Here is a 15752-nt window from a genome sequence, read left to right as displayed (position 1 = left end):
CAAGATGATTGACCTTCGCGTCACTCTCAAGGCCCTCGCGGTTCTGCTGGCCTGTTGTTACGCCACGTTTTCGCTCGCGCAGGATGCCCCTCTCGGGGACGGTGAGATCCTGTCGGAGGATGCGCAGGTGCTGCTCGATCGCCTCGGCACGCTGACCTCGGAGGAGGAAGCGGGCGAGGCGAACCGGCTTGCCGCAGAGATCCTCGAGCGGTGGACCCATTCCGGCAGCTCGGCGCTCGATCTCCTTCTGCGGCGCGGCTCGGACGCCATCGAAGCGGGTGAGTATACTCGCGCGGTGTCGCATCTGACGGCGCTCACCGATCATGCGCCGGATTTCGCCGAGGGATGGAACCAGCGCGCGACGGCCTTCTTCATGCTCGAGGAGTACGGGGCTGCGCTTTCCGATATCGAGCAGGTTCTGATCCTCGAGCCGCGCCACTTCGGGGCGCTTGCCGGTCTCGGCATCATCCTCGAGCAGCTCGGTGACGAGGAGGGGGCCCTCAAGGCCCTCAAGGCGGCCGCCGCGGTGCATCCGGCCGAGGAGAACGTGAACCGCGCCATCGAGCGGCTGGAGCTGCAGACAGGCGATCGGGCCCTCTGATGGACAGCAACCTCGGACGGGTGACGGCGGTTCTCGGGCCGACGAACACCGGCAAGACGCATTACGCGCTCGAACGGATGCTGTCGCATCGCACGGGGGTGATCGGCCTGCCGCTGCGTCTGCTCGCGCGGGAGGTCTACGACCGGATCGTCGCGCTGCGGGGGCCGTCGGTCGTGGCGCTGGTCACCGGGGAAGAGCGGATCGTGCCGGCGCGGGCGGCCTATTGGGTCTGTACGGTCGAGGCGATGCCGCAGGGGATGGGCACGGATTTCGTCGCCATCGACGAGATCCAGCTCTGCGCCGACCCCGAACGCGGCCATGTCTTCACCGACCGGCTCCTCAACATGCGCGGCCTGCACGAGACCCTCTTCATGGGGTCCGACACCATGCGGCGCGCGATTGCGGCGCTCGTCCCGAAGGTGCAGTTCGCGCGGCGGGAGCGATTCAGCGACCTGACCTATACAGGTTCGAAAAAAATAAGCCGGATGCCCGGACGTACCGCGATCGTCGGGTTTTCGGTCGATAATGTCTATGCGATCGCCGAGCTCTTGCGGCGGCAGAAGGGTGGCGCGGCCGTCGTCATGGGTGCGCTCAGTCCCCGGACGCGCAACGCGCAGGTGGAGATGTACCAGAACGGCGACGTCGACTACCTCGTGGCGACGGATGCGATCGGGATGGGGCTCAACCTCGACATCCGGCACGTCGCCTTCTCGGCCACCTCCAAATTCGACGGTCAGCGCATCCGCCGGCTCATGCCGCACGAGCTGGCGCAGATCGCCGGCCGCGCGGGCCGCTACACGCAACCGGGCACCTTCGGGGTGACGGGCGAGGCGGGGCCGCTCGACGAGGGCGAGGTCGAGGCGATCCAGACCCACAGCTTCAAGCCGATCGAACGTCTGATGTGGCGCAACCACCGGCTCGATTTCGGCAGCGTCCCGGCGCTCGTCGCCTCGCTCGAGGCCCCGAGCGCGGAGCCGATGCTGGCCCGCGGGCGGGAGGCCGACGACCTGTCGTCGCTCAAGACGCTCCATGAGCTGGAGGGCGTGGCCAGCCGGCTGCGGGACGCGCGCGACGTGCGCCTGCTCTGGGATGTCTGCCGCATCCCCGACTTCCAGGGGATCAGCCACGGCGAGCATACCAACCTCCTCGCCCGGATCTTCGGATTTCTGCACGAACGGGGCTGCGTGGACGGTGATTGGTTCGCCCGTCAGATCAAGCGTATCGACAGGACGCAGGGCGACATCGACACGCTCTCCAAGCGGTTGGCATATATCCGCACTTGGACGTATGTTGCGCAGCGAAAGGGCTGGGTGGACAACGAGGCGGAATGGCGCGATGCCACGCGGGCCGTGGAAGACCGTCTCTCGGACGCGCTCCACGATGCTCTGACGAACCGGTTCGTCGACCGGCGGACCAGCGTGCTGCTCAGGCGGCTGAAGATGAAGGAGGGCCTGTTGGCCGACATCAACGACAAGGGTGAAGTCACCGTCGAGGGCGAGGCGCTCGGCCGGCTCGAGGGCTTCCGCTTCCACCAGACCGTCACCACCACGCCGGACGAGGCGAAGACCGTGCGTCAGGCCGCGACCCAAGCGCTGCGCCCCGAGTTCCATCTGCGCGCCGACCGGTTCTACAACGCGCCCGACACCGAGATGGACTTCACCGAGCAGGGCGGCCTGATGTGGGGCGACCAGGCGGTGGGCAAGCTTGTGAAGGGCGCGGATGCGCTCAAGCCGGCGGTGGAGGCCTTCGTCGATGAGGAGGCCGGCCCGGAGGTGATGCAGAAGGTCACGCGCCGACTGCAGCATTTCATTGACCGCAAGGTCGCCGCCGCGATGGAGCCGCTCATCGCCATGTCGAAGGACGAGACGGTGACAGGCCTTGCGCGCGGCTTCGCCTTCCGCCTGCTCGAAGGCTTCGGCGTCCTGCCGCGTCACGAGGTCGCGCAGGAGGTGAAGGAGCTCGACCAGGAGGCGCGCGGCCAGCTTCGCAAGCATGGCGTCCGCTTCGGCCAGTTCACGATCTTCCAGCAGATGCTCCTGAAGCCTGCTCCCACGCGGCTCCGTCTGGTGCTCTGGTCGCTGTGGAACGATCTGTCGGAGTTCCCCGAGGCCCCGCCGCCGGGCCTCGTGACCGTTCCGGCCTCGGAGGGCGCGCCCAAGGGCTACTACACGATGGCCGGCTACCGCCTTGCCGGCGCACGGGCGATCCGGATCGACATGCTCGAGCGGCTGGCCGATCTGCTGCGCCCCGCCGATTCGCGCGGAGGGTTCGAGGCGACCGCCGACATGCTGTCGATCACGGGCATGACGCTGGAGCAATTCGCCGACCTAATGGGTGGCCTCGGCTACACTGCGGAGAAGGGTGAGCGCGAGAAGCAGCGCCCGGCCGAAGCAAGCACGCCCGGCACGCCCGAGACCCCGGACAGCCCTGTCACCCCGGACACGCCGGCCGAAACCCCGCCAACCCCGCCTGCCGAAACCCCGGTGGAAGAACCGCAGGAGGCTCCGGCCCCGCCGCCGACCGAGGTGCCGGGCGAGCAGCCACAGGAGACCCCGGTTCAGTCCGATGCTGCGATCGAGCCTGCCGAAGGCCCCGAAATGGAGATCTTCTATACCTTCACCTGGGCCCCGCGCCGCGGGGCGGGCCGGGGGCCGCGTCGCGATCAATCGGGCAAGGGTCGCAAGCCGCAGGGTAAGGGCGGACCGCGCCAGGGCGGCGCGAAGGGCAAGGGCAAGCCGGGCGGCGACCGCGGGCCGAAGACCTACGAAGCGAAGCCCAAGCGCGATAAGCCTGTTGATCCCGACAATCCCTTCGCGGCGCTTGCCGCGCTGAAGGATCAGTGACCGGGTCCGCAGCGAAGCAGCGGATCGATAAGTGGCTCTGGCAGGCGCGCTTTTTCAAGACTCGCACGCTTGCCGCGCGGGTCGTCTCGGACGGGCGCGTTCGCCTCAACGGGGTGCATGTGACGAAGACGTCGGCGACGGTCGGCCCGGGCGACGCGCTCACCTTCCCGCAGGGGGACCGCATCCGCGTGGTCATCGTCCGCGGCCTGCCGACACGCAGGGGGCCGGCCAGCGAGGCGCAGACGCTCTACGACGACGAGTCGCCCGCACCTGTGCCCCGCAGCGGGCCGCGCCCGACGGGCCGTGACCGGCGCAAGCTCGACCGGGAGATCACGCGAATGAGAGCGCGGGCCGGAACCGGGCCCGGCCCGCTTGAATGACCCGGACGGCCCCGATAGACCGCGCGTGACGCCCAGCGAGGACTCCCGCTCATGACCTACATCGTCAACGATGCCTGCATCGCCTGCAAATATACCGACTGCGTCGAAGTCTGCCCCGTGGATTGCTTCTACGAGGGCGAGAACATGCTGGTCATCCACCCCGACGAATGCATCGACTGCGGCGTCTGCGAGCCCGAATGCCCCGCCGACGCGATCCGCCCCGACACCGAGCCGGACACCGAAAAGTGGGTCGAGTTCAATCGCAAGTACTCGGAGCTCTGGCCGGTGATCATCACCAAGAAGGATCCGCTGCCGACCGCCGAGGAGATGGACGGCAAGGAGGGCAAGATGGAGCTCTTCTCCGAAGCGCCGGGCGAGGGCGGCTGAGCCGCGAGCGACGCGATGTCGGATGGGTCAGTTACCGTGTCCCTTTCGGGGATGCGCATTTTGTGATATGGTAAGTGTCATTCCGGGCCTTGGGGCCCGGGTCTGACTGCCACCTACATGGCCCCGGGACGGGGTTGCTCCCGTCCTCATGGCCTAACAGAGATGCGCAAGGACGCAGGCGACGGGTTCCGGTCCGTGGTCGGCGCTTTCTGCGGCCCGAGGGCCAAGCGCACGAGACATCGAAAGGATGCCCATGTCCAAGAAGCCCGAATTCCGCCCCAACGATTTCGTCGTCTACCCCGCCCATGGCGTGGGTCAGATCGTCAGCATCGAAAAGCAGGAGGTCGCGGGCCTGGAGCTGGAGCTCTTCGTCATCAACTTCGTCAAGGACAAGATGACGCTGCGCGTGCCGACCAACAAGGCGGCCGATGTGGGTATGCGGTCGCTGTCGTCGCCCGACGTGGTCGAGAAGGCGATGACAACGCTCAAGGGCAAGGCGCGCGTGAAGCGGGCCATGTGGTCGCGCCGCGCGCAGGAGTACGAAGCCAAGATCAACTCGGGCGACCTGATCGCCATCGCCGAAGTGGTGCGCGACCTGCACCGCAACGACGAGCAGCGCGAGCAATCCTACTCCGAGCGTCAGCTCTACGAAGCCGCGCTCGACCGCTTGACGCGCGAGCTTGCCGCCGTGAACAAGGACATGGACGAGGACGCGGCGCTCAAGGCCGTGGACGACGTGCTCTCGTCGCGTCCCTCCGCCGCGGCCTGACGGCAAAAGTCATCCGGACCGACGGGGCCCGCGCGGCCCCGTTTTCATGTCAGGTCCACCATTCGTCGATGCGCGCGATATCCGCGTCGGACCAGCCGAAGTGGTGCGCGAATTCATGCACCGTCACATGGGCGGCGAGCGCGGCGAAGGTGACGTCGCCCCGCTCGGCCCATTCGTCGAGGATCGGGCGGCGGAAGAGATGGACCGTCGAGGGCGGCTCGGGCTGCGAGGGGTCGCGCTCGGTGAGGGCAACGCCGTCGTAGAGGCCGGTCAACTCGTAGGCGCTCTCGATCTCCATCTCGTCGAGCAGGTCGTCGTCGGGCCAGTCGCTGACCACGAGGCGAACCTCAGCGGCAAGCCCGGCGAAGGGCGCGGGGAAGGCATCGCGGGTGTCCTCCGCGATCCGTCGCAAGTCGTCGAGGTCCGGGGCGATCATGCAATCTCGCGCGGGCCGTCGGGCGTGTCCAGCCGGGCCGTGATCCGCCGCGGGCCGTTGGTGGCGGTGATCCTTGGATCCTCGATCAACTGCGCGATGACGCCCGGAACCGCCGGGTCCGGGTGCCGCAGGTCCAGCGCGGTCAGGCGCAGGCTGCTTTCGGGGAACTCCGGGGCCGGAGACAGCCATTCGATCACCGCCGGGAAGCAGCCGTCGAAAGGGAGGATCCCGTCGTCGGGCACCGCCATGCGCCAGCGGTAGGGGCCGCGTTCGAAGTCGACCGGCCGGCCTGCATCCGGGAAGGCCGCGACGAACGTGTCGAGAGCGTCCGTCCGGGCGATCCAGTTGCCGACGCGCGGCGAGCCCGACCGGCGGTCGAGGTCGAACCAGCGGGGGTGGGGCGGGGCCGGCGCGGCGGGGTCGATCGCGATGACCTCGAGATATTCGCCCGGCCCGAGGCCCGAGAGACGGTTGTGCGTGCCCATGCGCGTATGTTCGCCGCCCGGGCCCATATCGTGCCCGAGATGCGCGGCGACATGGGCCGTGCCCTCTTCCAGCGTTGCGGCGGAGACGGCGAAGTGGTCAAAGGCGAGCATGGGGAAAGGCTCTAGTCCGACCGCCGACAAGGCGCAACTGCGCCGCCGCTGCCTTGCCGCCCGCGACGCCGTGCCGGCCGGGCGGCGCGCGATGGCGGGCACACGGCTCTACGCCCGGTTGATGGGTTTGCGGGGGCGGACGATTGCGGGGTTCCTCCCGATCGGGTCGGAGGCCGATCCGACCCATGCGATGCGCGTGCTGGCCAAGGACAACCGTGTCTGCGTCCCGGTCGTGACGGCGCGCGGCGCGCCCTTGCGGTTTCGCGAATGGTGGCCCGGCTGTCCGCTCGAGACCGGGGCCTTCGGCGTCTCGGTTCCGACCGAGGGCGGATGGCGCGTGCCGGATGTCGTGATCGTTCCGCTCGTGGGGTTCGACGCGACGGGGGCGCGGCTCGGCTACGGCGGCGGCTTCTACGACCGCACGCTCGCGGGGCTCCGCGATGCGCTCGTGGTGGGTTTCGCGCTCGAGGCGCAACGGGTCGAGGCGCTCCCGCAGGAGCCGACGGATGTTCGCTTGCCCTATATCGTAACCGACGCGGGGGTTCACGCACCGGGCGGGACGGCGTAAGCCCGCGTTCAGATCTCAGGGGGAAGACATGACCGAGATATTCGACCGTTCCATCAAGATCGCGCCGTCGATTCTCGCCGCCGACTTCGCTGCCTTCGGGGCGGAATGCGCGGCCGTCGAGGGGCAGGGGGCGGACTGGATCCATGTCGATGTGATGGACGGGCATTTCGTGCCCAACATCACCTTCGGGCCGGCCACCTGCGCGGCCATCCGCCCGCACATCAAGGGGGTCATGGACGTCCACCTGATGATCGCGCCGGTGGATCCCTACATCGAGGCCTTCGCCAAGGCGGGGGCCGACGTGCTGACCGCACATGTCGAGGCCGGGCCGCACATCCATCGGACGCTGCAGGCCATCCGCGGCGCGGGGATGCGGGCGGGTCTCGCGCTCAACCCCGGCACGCCGGCCGAGTCGGCGCTGCCGCTTCTGGATGACATCGACCTCGTCTGCGTGATGACGGTCAACCCGGGGTTCGGCGGGCAATCCTTCATTCGCTCGCAGGTCGAAAAGGTCGCCGCGCTGCGCGCCGCAATCGGTGACCGGCCCGTGCATATCGAGATCGACGGCGGTGTGGATCCATCGACCGCCCCACTCGTCGCGGCGGCGGGTGCCGATGTGCTGGTCGCCGGGTCGGCGGTGTTCCGCGGCGGATCGGTCGATGCGCCCGAAGCCTACGGCACCAACATCGCCGAGATCCGCGCGGCCGCCGAGGCCGCGCGGGGCTGACGCCGTCAGTCGGCCTGCGCGGTCGGAGCCGCCGTCATCGCCGCTTGCCCGGGGTCGAACGGGGCGAGCGCCACGACGGCCGAGATGAAGAGCAGCAGATAGGCGATATGCGTGCGCCGGCGTCGAAGGTCGGACGTCATGGGCAACCCTTTCAGAGTGGTCCGCCGTCGCGCGGCGGGTGACGGAAGCTATGCCTCCCGCGCCCCTCGTAGCGCAGAGCGATTGACGCATCGTAAATGCGGTCCGGTCCCGCCCGCCTCAATCGTTCGAATTGAACGGAAGCCTGCTCTTGGCGGCGCTGCTGGCATAGGTCAGCTCGGAGAGCTGCATGACCCGCAGATAGGCCCGCGCGGGGTTCTCGAATACTCCCTTTCCGCGCAGGGCCGCCACCACATGCGCCTGGAGGGCGTGGACGCAATCGCCCGCGAAATTGGGCCAGTCGCGCGGGGCCAGCAGCTCCTCCGTCTCGCGGCTGCCGTGGGCGCGCAGCCGCACGGCCCCGTCCCCCGTCAGTGTGATCGCGCCGTCCTCGCCCTCGAGGAGGGCCTCGCCGAAGGTACGGCGCGTGTCGTCGGTGTCGAAGTCGAGGAGCCGGTTGCCGTCGAGCACGGCCCGCATGCCGGTGCCGTAGTCGAAGATCACATGTCCCGCGTCCTCGCCCCGGATCGCCGGGTTGAGGCGGCGCAGGTCAGCGTAGACGCCATCCGGTGGCCCCAGCAGGTAAAGGAACGTGTCGATGTAATGCACCCCCGTCTCGTGGATCAGAAGGCGCGGCATGGTCTGGAAATAGGGCTGGCGCGCGAGATAGGCATAGGGGCCTTGCCCGTCGCCCGTGCGCATCCGGAAGGTGAGGTTGAGGGGCCGGCCGATCCGCCCCGCGTCGAGCGCCGCCTTCATCGCCCGGAACCAGGGCTGGAAGCGGAAGTTCTCGTGCACGATCAGCGGCACGCCCGCGGCTTCGGCCTCGGCGGTAACCGCTTCCGCCTCTTCGAGCGCGGTACAGAAGGGCTTCTGGCAGATGATCGCCCGTGGCGCGTGGGGCAGGGCGGCGCGGATCGCGGCGGCGTGGCTCGGCGGCGGCGTGGCGATGTCGAGGATGTCGAGGGTCTCGGCGGCGAGCATCGCGTCGAGCGTCGTATAGGTCGCGTCCTTCTCCGGGTCGGCATCGCAGGTGGCGACGAGGTCGGTCTCCGCCATCCGCGTCCAGGCCTCCGCGTGGAAGCGCGCGAAGTAGCCCGCGCCGAGCAGACCGACGCGCAGGGGGGCGCTCACAGCCGCGCCTTCACGGCGGCTCCGGCCCCCGCGCAGTCGAGCGATCCGCCGAGATCGCCGGTGACCTCGCCCGCGGCGAGGCAGGCGTCGACGGCGGCCTGCAGGCGCGCCGCGTCGGCGACCATGGCGGGCATCTCGTGCCGCCGGCCGAGCCAGTCGAGCATCATGCCCGCCGAGAGGATCATCGCGAAGGGGTTGGCGATTCCCTGCCCTGCGATATCGGGGGCCGAGCCGTGGCAGGGCTGGAAGAGGGCGTGGTCGTCGCCGATGTCGGCGGAAGGGGCCATGCCGAGCCCGCCCATGAGCCCCGCGCCGAGGTCCGAGAGGATGTCGCCGAACATGTTCTCGGTGACCATCACGTCCCACTCCCAGGGCTTCAGCACGAACCAGAGCGCCATGGCGTCGACATAGGCGTGATCGGCGGTCAGGTCGTCGTAGCCCATGGCTACCTCGTCGAAGATCTCGCGCCAGAAGGCGAAGGCGCGGAAGACGTTCGCCTTGTCGACGCTGGTGACGCGGCCCCGGTGGCCCATCGCCATGCGGTCACGGGCGAGCCGGAAGGAATAGTCGCAGACCTTGGTGGTCGTCGCGCGCGTCAGGCGGAGCGTCTCCTCGGCGAGGTCGTCCTCGACGTGCCCCTTGCCCTGCGTGTGGAATAGACCTTCGGTCGATTCGCGCACGAGGACGAAATCGACGCTCCGGCCCTCGGGCAGGTTCAGCGGCGTGCGCATCCCCGGCACGATGCGGACGGGGCGCACGCCGGCGTAGAGGTCCAGCGCGATCCGGATGTCGATCTGCGGCGTCATCTCGGTGCCGTCGGGGTAGCGCACCGCCGGGTCGCCGAGTGCCGAGAGCAGGATCGCATCGGCCTTGCGCGCCGCGGCAAGCGACGTCTCGGGCAGGTCGGAGCCCATGTCGAGATAGCTGCGCGCGCCGGCGGGGCAGTCGACGAACGTGAAGTCGTAGTTGGGCGACAGGTCGCGGAGGATGTCCAGCGTCGGGGCCATGATCTCCGGCCCGATGCCGTCCCCGTGGAAGACGGCAATTTCGAAAGTCTTGGACATTTTGATATTCCTCGCGTCTGTTGACAGTATCAATAGAAAGCAAATCTTCGGAGGGGAAGCATGTTCGCAGTCGTCGTCACCATCGAGGTCGCCCCCGGCCGCATGGCGGACTTCAAGCCGGCCATGATCGAGAACGCCCGCGCTTCGCTCGGCGAGCCGGCCTGCCACCGCTTCGACGTCGCGACCGACCCGGACCGACCGGACGAGATCTTCCTCTACGAACTCTACGACGACGCGGCCGGCTTCGAGGCCCATCTGGCGACCCCGCACTACAAGACCTTCGACCGGTTGACCTCCGACATGATCGCCTCGAAGCAGGTGCGCACCTATTCCGTCGTCGAGGGCTGAGCGCGTGTCCGACTGGGAGGTCCTTGCCCTGCGCTACGCCGACCGCAATGCAAGGGTGCGCGGCGACAGCTTCATCTTCGACGACGACCACGCGGCACCGCATCCGATGGACTACTTCATGTGGCTCCTGCGGCGGGGGCAGGAGGTGATCCTGGTCGATACCGGCTACGACGCCTCGGAGGGCGCGCGCCGGGACCGTCCGATCCTGATCGATCCGCGCGAGGCGCTAGCCGCCCACGGCCTCGTGGCGGAAGACATCGGCACCGTCATCGTCACGCACCTGCACTACGACCACGCGGGCGGGCTGCACCTCTTTCCGAACGCGACGCTCCACATGCAGGCGAGCGAGATGGCCTATGCCACAGGCCCCTGCATGTGCCACGACGCGCTCCGGATGCCTTTCACCGGGGAGCATATCTGCGAAGCGGTGCGCCGGCTCTACGCGGGCCGGGTCGTCTTCGCCGAAGGCGACGCGGAGGTGGCCGAGGGCGTGACGGTCCATCGCATCGGCGGTCATTCGAAGGGCCTGCAGGTGGTGCGGGTGCGCACGGCGGCGGGCTGGCTCTGCCTCGCGTCGGACGCCACGCATTTCTATGAGAACATGGCTCTCGGAAAACCCTTCCCCATCGTCGCCGACGTGGCCGAGATGCTGGACGGTTTCGCCACGCTGAACCGACTCGCCTCGGCCCCGGAACTCATCGTGCCCGGCCACGACCCGCTCGTGCGCGATCTCTTTCCGCAGTCCGGCCCGGAGAGCTGGATCCTCTCGAATGGTCCGCGGAAACCGCTACCCACTTTTGGGTAGAAAGCGCCACTTTCGGACAAGAAAGGAGATTTGTTTTCGCTAACAGCGGCCTCATGCGCCGAATAACCGCTGGCCTTCAATGGTCAAATCGGTAAGAAATCTTGACCAGACGGCCCGGGAGGGGGCGTCGCTCCGGCCCGCCGTTGCGGGTCGTGGGGGAATAATAGGGAGACTGTCACATGAAACTCAAAGCCATCGCGCTTGCCACCACCGCCGCGCTTGCCACCACGGGCGCCGCGAACGCCCAGGAAGTGCTGGAGATGACCTCCGCCTTCGGTAAGAACCTGCCCATCCTCGGCACCGCCGGCGTCGACTTCGTCGAGAAGATCAACGGCATCTCCGAAGAGGTCGAGTTCGAGCATTTCGATCCGGGCGAGCTGGTGCCGACGCTCGAGGCCCTCGATGCGGTCTCCAACGGCTCGGTCGACGCCGCTTACACCACCGCCGGCTACTGGCAGGGCAAGATCACCGCGGCCTCGCTCTTCGCCGCCGTGCCCTTCGGCCCCGAGGCCGGCGAGTTTCTGGCCTGGATGCTCTACGACGACGGCGCGGAGATGTTCCAGCGCATGTACGACGACAACGGCTACAACGTGCACGTCCTGCCCTGCGGCATCATCGCGCCCGAGACCTCGGGCTGGTTCAAGACCGAGATCAACTCGCTCGAGGATCTGGAGGGTCTGAACATGCGCTTCTTCGGCCTCGGTGCCGAAGTGATGCAGCGCCTCGGTGTCTCGACCTCGCTTCTGGCGGGCGGTGACATCTTCCCGGCGCTCGAGCGCGGTGCCATCGACGCGACCGAGTTCTCGATGCCGCGCATCGACGCGCGTCTCGGCTTCCACCAGATCGCCAAGTACAACTACTTCCCCGGCTGGCACCAGCCCGCGACGATGTTCGAGCTGCTCATCAACAAGGACCGTTGGGAAGATCTGGACGAGCGCAGCCAGAAGCAGATCGAAGTGGCCTGCCTCGCCAACATCACCACGAACTACGCCGAGGGCGAGGCCACCAACTTCCAGGCCATGGTCGAGAACACCGAGCAGAATGGCGTGACGATCAAGACCTGGTCGCCCGAGATGCTCGCGGCCTTCGAGGAGAACTGGATCGCCGTCGCCGAGGAGCTGGCCGCCGAGGACGCCTACTTCAAGGAGGTCTGGGACGACCTTCAGGAGTTCCGCGCCGGCTACAAGACCTGGGGCGACACGATCTACCTGCCGCGCCCGCGCGGCGAGTGATCGCCTGACGGCCACCGGCCGCGTCGGGGGGCGCGGCCGGTCATCGGCATGAGATCGGGGCACGGGCGGCGCGGATCGCCCGGCCCCACGAACGGTGCCACCGCACGAGAGCGATGCGCCAACTGGGGGAAGGGAGCAGCCATGAGCCAGATACCGGAAGAGACCGTCGAGGGCGGGCCCGGCGGCGCGATCGTCGCCATTACCGACCCGGGCGAGGTCGGGCGCGCTACTCACAATCGCGGCGATCGTTTCGTCGTCGCCGTCTCGAATCTCTTCTCCTGGCTCTTTCCCATCCTGATGGTCGCAATCGTGGTGCAGGTACTTCTGCGCAACTTCGGGCGCATGGGTGTGGGGCCCGGCAACCAGGCCTGGCTCGACGACCTGCAGTGGTGGCTCTACGGCGCGGCCGTCCTGATCGGCGTGGCCTATGCGGTCACGACGAACAGCCACGTGCGCGTCGACATCTTCTACGACGGCTTCTCCACCCGGAAGCAGCGCAAGATCGACATCTTCGGTCTGGCCTGGCTCTTTCTGCCGTTCACGATTCTCTGCTGGGATGTGACGCTGGCCTATGCGCTTCAATCCATCGCCGCGAACGAGGGCTCGAGCTCCCCGAACGGCCTGCACGGGCTCTACTATCTCAAGAGCTTCGTGAACCTCGCCTTCCTGCTGATCGCACTCGCCACTTGGTTCGCCTACGTCCGGATGCTGTCGCAACTCATGCAGCCGCTCTGGTGGCGCAAGCTGCTCTATGCCTTCCCGGGCGTCGCCTTCGTGGTGAACCTGGCCTTCTACTATGCCGCGCTCGGCGTGGTCCTGATGACCTCGGAGGAGGGGACGACCGCACGGCAGGCGCAGCGGCACTGGATCTTCGATACGATCGAACTGCCCCTGAACCAGGAGATGAAGATCACCGTGCTCGTCACGCTGATCCTGACCGTCCTGCTGATCGCCGCGGCCTACGTGCTGCGTGACAAGTCCGAGGAGACGGCCTGATGTTCATCCTGGAACTCGTCGGTCGGGTGATGACCCTGAACGAGCTCGTCGTGCTCGTGATGTTCCTGAGCTTCATCTGGATGCTCTTCCGCGGCATCCCGGTGGCCTTCGCGCTCGTGGGCGTGTCGCTCATCTACGCGCTTTTCGCCGAAATCCTGCTCGACCCGTACCGCAGGGCCTTCGACGACATCATCGAATTCGACCGCACCGGGATCGACTACCAGCGGCTCTCGGTCCTCTCGAACCGGCTTTTCGGCAATATCGTTCAGAACCCCGTCCTCGTGGCGCTGCCGATGTTCATCTACATGGGGCTGATGCTCGACCAGTCGGGCGTCGCGCAGCGGATGATGGTCTCGATGCAGCGTCTCTTCGGGGGGCTGCGCGGGGGCCTCGCGCTCACTGTCCTGCTGATCGGGATCATCCTCGCGGCCTCGACCGGGGTCATCGGGGCCTCGGTCACGCTCCTTGGCGTTATGGCGCTGCCGCAGATGATGAAACAGGGCTACTCGAAGCCCATCTCGACCGGCACGATCGCCGCCGCGGGGACGCTCGGCATCCTGATTCCGCCGTCGATCATGCTCGTCATCATGTCGGACCAGCTCGCCATTTCGCTCGGCGACCTCTTCATGGGGGCGCTCTTTCCGGGGCTCATCCTCGGCGGGCTCTATATCGGCTTCATCGTGATCTACGGCTTCATCAAGCCCGACGCCATGCCCGCGCCCGATCACGGCGAACACGTCGGCTGGCCGGTGGTGAAAGAAGTGCTGCTCGCCGTCGTGCCGCCGCTTCTGCTGATCCTGCTGGTGCTCGGCTCGATCTTCGCGGGTCTCGCCACGCCGACCGAAGCCTCGGGCCTCGGCGCGATGGGGGCGACGTTGCTGGCGCTCGCCAACCGCAAGCTCAACTTCAAGGTCTTCGTGGAGGTCGCGCGCTCGACGCTCAATACCTCGGGCTACATCGTCGGCATCTTCCTCGCCGCGAACTTCTTCGCCCTCGTGCTGCGTCGCTACGGCGGGGACGAAATCGTGCAGAACCACGTGCTCGGGATCTTCGAGAACCCTTACATGGTCGTGCTGTTCATCCTCTTCATCGTCTTCCTGCTGGGCTTCCTGCTCGACTGGATCGAGATCACGATCATCATCATGCCGCTCATGCTGCCGATCATTCAGGGGCTGGAGCTGGTGGTGCCGGGCTTCGAAGTGGTGCGCGACCCGCAGGTCGTCTGGTTCGCGATCCTCGTGGCGGTGACGTTACAGACATCGTTCCTGACGCCACCCGTCGGCTTCGCGCTCTTCTATCTCAAGGGCGTCTGCCCGCCGGGCGTGAACCTCGGCCACATCTACCGCGGCGTGATCCCCTTCGTGATCCTGCAGCTTTCGGGCCTCGCGATCGTGTTCCTCTTTCCCGCGCTGACGACGTGGCTGCCCTCGGTCGCCTACGGCAACTGACAGTCATCTCTCGCGCGGGCTGCGAAGGGGCGCTTCTTGGGAGGGGAGCGCCCCTTCCTCGTTCCCGATGGCGGCGATGTGATGGGTGCGACGGCGTGTCCGTCTTCCAAAGCGCGGACGTCAATGTCAGATGACAGGTGCACGTCAACCGGAGCTATTTCCATGCGCATTTCTCTTCCGTTTGCTGTTTTTCTCGCCGTATTTCCCCTCTCCGCCGCCGCCGAGCCGGTCACGCTCGGCGATCTGAGCCTCGACGCGCCGATGCTGCGCGCGACGCCGCCGAACGCGCCCGTCGCAGGCGGCTATATCACCATCGAGAATAGGGGCGATGCCGACGACACGCTCGTCGCCGCCGCGATCTCCGAGGCCATCGCGGGTGAGGTGCAGCTGCACACGATGACGATGAACGACGGCGTCATGGAGATGTCGCAGGTCGAGGGCGGCATCCCGATCCCCGCCGGCGAGACGGTGCAACTGATGCCCGGCGGCCTGCACCTCATGCTCATGGGTCTGGCCCAGCCGCTCACCGCGGGCGAGAGCCACGAGATCACACTGACCTTCGAGACCGCGGGCGAGATCACGCTCGACGCGCCCGTCCTGACGCTGGGCGAGATCCGCGAGGCAACGGGTGCCGAGGGCGGTCACGGCGGCGATCACGGCCACGGCAACCACGGGAACTGACCATGCCCCAGATGAAGACGCTCCTCCTCGGCCTCGGTGTCGCCGTCCTCGCCCTCGGCGGGGGCGTCGCCCTGCGACAGGTGATGGAGTCGCGCACCGTCGCGACGACCGTCGCCACCGATCTCGGCGCGCCCTTCGCGTTGACCGACCACACCGGAGCCACGATCACGGAGGCCGCCTTCACCGGTCGGCCGAGCCTTCTCTTCTTTGGCTTCACCCATTGCCCCGACGTCTGCCCCACCACGGTCTACGACATGGAGACCTGGTTCGACGATCTGCAGGTCGAGGAGGACGCGATCGGAGCCTATTTCGTCACCATCGACCCCGAGCGCGACACGCCCGACTTCCTGCGTGACTATCTGGAGCCGCAGTCGGACCGTATCCTCGGCATCACCGGCGAACCGGAGGACGTCTGGGACATGGCTCGCTCTTGGCGGGTCTACTGGCAAAAACGTCCTCTGGGGGAGGGCGACTATACGATGGACCACTACGCGTCGATCTTCGTCCTCGACGAGGAGGGCAAGGTCGTCGACCTCATCTCCTATGGCGAGGATCCGGCGAGCGCCAAGGCCAAGATCACCCGCGTCCTGGGCTAGGGC

General features: G+C 67.4%; 19 protein-coding genes. 14 read left to right on the top strand and 5 right to left on the bottom strand.

The genetic code is table 11. The annotated features are described in order from the left end of the window. Positions 1–4: 4 nt before the first annotated feature. From HSX43_RS13025 to HSX43_RS13005, 5 genes are all read left to right on the top strand, one after another. On the top strand, positions 5–601 hold the full coding sequence (locus HSX43_RS13025) for a tetratricopeptide repeat protein (RefSeq protein WP_179380577.1): 597 nt from the start codon (positions 5–7) through the stop codon (positions 599–601). Beyond that, positions 601–3444, top strand: a complete 2844-nt coding sequence (locus HSX43_RS13020; RefSeq protein WP_179380576.1) for a helicase-related protein — start codon at positions 601–603, stop codon at positions 3442–3444. The genes HSX43_RS13025 and HSX43_RS13020 overlap by 1 nt, the downstream gene beginning before the upstream one ends. Beyond that, positions 3441–3824, top strand: a complete 384-nt coding sequence (locus HSX43_RS13015; RefSeq protein ID WP_179380575.1) for an RNA-binding S4 domain-containing protein — start codon at positions 3441–3443, stop codon at positions 3822–3824. Before HSX43_RS13020 ends, HSX43_RS13015 begins: the two co-directional genes overlap by 4 nt. Before the next feature lie 51 nt (positions 3825–3875). Continuing rightward, the gene (gene fdxA / locus HSX43_RS13010; protein WP_179380574.1) at positions 3876–4211 is read left to right on the top strand and encodes a ferredoxin FdxA; all 336 of its coding nucleotides are present in this window, start codon (positions 3876–3878) and stop codon (positions 4209–4211) included. A 247-nt stretch (positions 4212–4458) separates the two neighbouring features. Beyond that, positions 4459–4980: a CarD family transcriptional regulator gene (locus HSX43_RS13005; protein ID WP_179380573.1), complete on the top strand. Its 522-nt coding sequence runs from the start codon at positions 4459–4461 to the stop codon at positions 4978–4980. 49 nt (positions 4981–5029) lie between these two features. Here the strand turns inward: HSX43_RS13005 and HSX43_RS13000 are convergent, their stop codons facing one another. Next, entirely contained in the window at positions 5030–5416 is a 387-nt protein-coding gene (locus HSX43_RS13000; protein ID WP_179380572.1) for a metallopeptidase family protein, read from the bottom strand. Next, positions 5413–6012, bottom strand: a complete 600-nt coding sequence (locus HSX43_RS12995) for a VOC family protein (protein ID WP_179380571.1) — start codon at positions 6010–6012, stop codon at positions 5413–5415. Before HSX43_RS12995 ends, HSX43_RS13000 begins: the two co-directional genes overlap by 4 nt. Between HSX43_RS12995 and HSX43_RS12990 the strand changes: the two genes are divergently transcribed. Together HSX43_RS12990 and rpe are read left to right on the top strand one after the other, a co-directional pair. Then, entirely contained in the window at positions 6011–6580 is a 570-nt protein-coding gene (locus tag HSX43_RS12990; RefSeq protein ID WP_179380570.1) for a 5-formyltetrahydrofolate cyclo-ligase, read from the top strand. The genes HSX43_RS12995 and HSX43_RS12990 overlap by 2 nt on opposite strands. A 28-nt stretch (positions 6581–6608) precedes the next feature. After that, entirely contained in the window at positions 6609–7307 is a 699-nt protein-coding gene (gene rpe, locus HSX43_RS12985; RefSeq protein ID WP_179380569.1) for a ribulose-phosphate 3-epimerase, read from the top strand. A 5-nt stretch (positions 7308–7312) separates the two neighbouring features. Here the strand turns inward: rpe and HSX43_RS19830 are convergent, their stop codons facing one another. The 3 genes from HSX43_RS19830 to HSX43_RS12975 form a co-directional block, all read right to left on the bottom strand. Continuing rightward, the gene (locus HSX43_RS19830; RefSeq protein ID WP_268884068.1) at positions 7313–7447 is read right to left on the bottom strand and encodes a hypothetical protein; all 135 of its coding nucleotides are present in this window, start codon (positions 7445–7447) and stop codon (positions 7313–7315) included. Positions 7448–7565: 118 nt separating this feature from the next. Then, the gene (locus HSX43_RS12980) at positions 7566–8579 is read right to left on the bottom strand and encodes a Gfo/Idh/MocA family protein (protein WP_179380568.1); all 1014 of its coding nucleotides are present in this window, start codon (positions 8577–8579) and stop codon (positions 7566–7568) included. After that, a complete protein-coding gene (locus HSX43_RS12975) occupies positions 8576–9643 on the bottom strand; it encodes an isocitrate/isopropylmalate dehydrogenase family protein (protein ID WP_179380567.1) in 1068 nt (355 codons plus the stop codon). The genes HSX43_RS12980 and HSX43_RS12975 overlap by 4 nt, the downstream gene beginning before the upstream one ends. A gap of 60 nt (positions 9644–9703) precedes the next feature. On the opposite strand from HSX43_RS12975, the gene HSX43_RS12970 reads away from it, so the two are divergent. The 7 genes from HSX43_RS12970 to HSX43_RS12940 all read left to right on the top strand — a co-directional run bounded on the left by HSX43_RS12970 (position 9704) and on the right by HSX43_RS12940 (position 15749). After that, entirely contained in the window at positions 9704–9991 is a 288-nt protein-coding gene (locus HSX43_RS12970) for a putative quinol monooxygenase (protein WP_179380566.1), read from the top strand. Positions 9992–9995: 4 nt separating this feature from the next. Further along, positions 9996–10796, top strand: coding sequence for an N-acyl homoserine lactonase family protein (locus HSX43_RS12965; protein WP_179380565.1), 801 nt, complete (start codon positions 9996–9998; stop codon positions 10794–10796). A gap of 179 nt (positions 10797–10975) precedes the next feature. Continuing rightward, complete coding sequence (locus tag HSX43_RS12960; protein WP_179380564.1) at positions 10976–12028, top strand: TRAP transporter substrate-binding protein; 1053 nt, start codon at positions 10976–10978, stop codon at positions 12026–12028. Positions 12029–12169: 141 nt separating this feature from the next. Continuing rightward, positions 12170–13024 (top strand): TRAP transporter small permease subunit, encoded by an 855-nt coding sequence (locus tag HSX43_RS12955; RefSeq protein ID WP_179380563.1) that lies wholly within the window; start codon positions 12170–12172, stop codon positions 13022–13024. Beyond that, complete coding sequence (locus HSX43_RS12950; protein WP_179380562.1) at positions 13024–14472, top strand: TRAP transporter large permease; 1449 nt, start codon at positions 13024–13026, stop codon at positions 14470–14472. Before HSX43_RS12955 ends, HSX43_RS12950 begins: the two co-directional genes overlap by 1 nt. Before the next feature lie 162 nt (positions 14473–14634). Beyond that, positions 14635–15153, top strand: coding sequence for a copper chaperone PCu(A)C (locus HSX43_RS12945; RefSeq protein WP_179380561.1), 519 nt, complete (start codon positions 14635–14637; stop codon positions 15151–15153). A gap of 2 nt (positions 15154–15155) precedes the next feature. After that, positions 15156–15749 carry an SCO family protein gene (locus HSX43_RS12940; protein ID WP_208454597.1) on the top strand — a complete coding sequence of 198 codons (594 nt, stop codon included), beginning with the start codon at positions 15156–15158 and terminating at the stop codon, positions 15747–15749. The last annotated feature ends 3 nt before the right edge of the window (positions 15750–15752 follow it).

Origin of the sequence: Jannaschia marina, from assembly GCF_013404595.1 — a bacterium.
GTDB classification, from domain to species: domain Bacteria; phylum Pseudomonadota; class Alphaproteobacteria; order Rhodobacterales; family Rhodobacteraceae; genus Jannaschia; species Jannaschia marina.
The sequence above is the reverse complement of the archived record's forward strand: the minus strand, read 5'-3'. Positions and strand labels throughout refer to the sequence as shown.

Excerpts from the sequence above, each read along its gene's own strand:
- HSX43_RS12945 (WP_179380561.1), top strand. The coding sequence starts at position 14,635 with ATGCGCATTTCTCTTCCGTTTGCTGTTTTTCTCGCCGTATTTCCCCTC.
- HSX43_RS13000 (WP_179380572.1), bottom strand. The coding sequence starts at position 5,416 with ATGATCGCCCCGGACCTCGACGACTTGCGACGGATCGCGGAGGACACC.
- HSX43_RS12975 (WP_179380567.1), bottom strand. The coding sequence starts at position 9,643 with ATGTCCAAGACTTTCGAAATTGCCGTCTTCCACGGGGACGGCATCGGG.
- HSX43_RS12950 (WP_179380562.1), top strand. The coding sequence starts at position 13,024 with ATGTTCATCCTGGAACTCGTCGGTCGGGTGATGACCCTGAACGAGCTC.
- HSX43_RS12990 (WP_179380570.1), top strand. The coding sequence starts at position 6,011 with ATGGGGAAAGGCTCTAGTCCGACCGCCGACAAGGCGCAACTGCGCCGC.
- HSX43_RS12960 (WP_179380564.1), top strand. The coding sequence starts at position 10,976 with ATGAAACTCAAAGCCATCGCGCTTGCCACCACCGCCGCGCTTGCCACC.
- HSX43_RS12970 (WP_179380566.1), top strand. The coding sequence starts at position 9,704 with ATGTTCGCAGTCGTCGTCACCATCGAGGTCGCCCCCGGCCGCATGGCG.
- HSX43_RS13005 (WP_179380573.1), top strand. The coding sequence starts at position 4,459 with ATGCCCATGTCCAAGAAGCCCGAATTCCGCCCCAACGATTTCGTCGTC.
- HSX43_RS12955 (WP_179380563.1), top strand. The coding sequence starts at position 12,170 with ATGAGCCAGATACCGGAAGAGACCGTCGAGGGCGGGCCCGGCGGCGCG.
- HSX43_RS19830 (WP_268884068.1), bottom strand. The coding sequence starts at position 7,447 with ATGACGTCCGACCTTCGACGCCGGCGCACGCATATCGCCTATCTGCTG.
- HSX43_RS12995 (WP_179380571.1), bottom strand. The coding sequence starts at position 6,012 with ATGCTCGCCTTTGACCACTTCGCCGTCTCCGCCGCAACGCTGGAAGAG.
- rpe (WP_179380569.1), top strand. The coding sequence starts at position 6,609 with ATGACCGAGATATTCGACCGTTCCATCAAGATCGCGCCGTCGATTCTC.
- HSX43_RS12940 (WP_208454597.1), top strand. The coding sequence starts at position 15,156 with ATGCCCCAGATGAAGACGCTCCTCCTCGGCCTCGGTGTCGCCGTCCTC.
- HSX43_RS13025 (WP_179380577.1), top strand. The coding sequence starts at position 5 with ATGATTGACCTTCGCGTCACTCTCAAGGCCCTCGCGGTTCTGCTGGCC.
- fdxA (WP_179380574.1), top strand. The coding sequence starts at position 3,876 with ATGACCTACATCGTCAACGATGCCTGCATCGCCTGCAAATATACCGAC.
- HSX43_RS13020 (WP_179380576.1), top strand. The coding sequence starts at position 601 with ATGGACAGCAACCTCGGACGGGTGACGGCGGTTCTCGGGCCGACGAAC.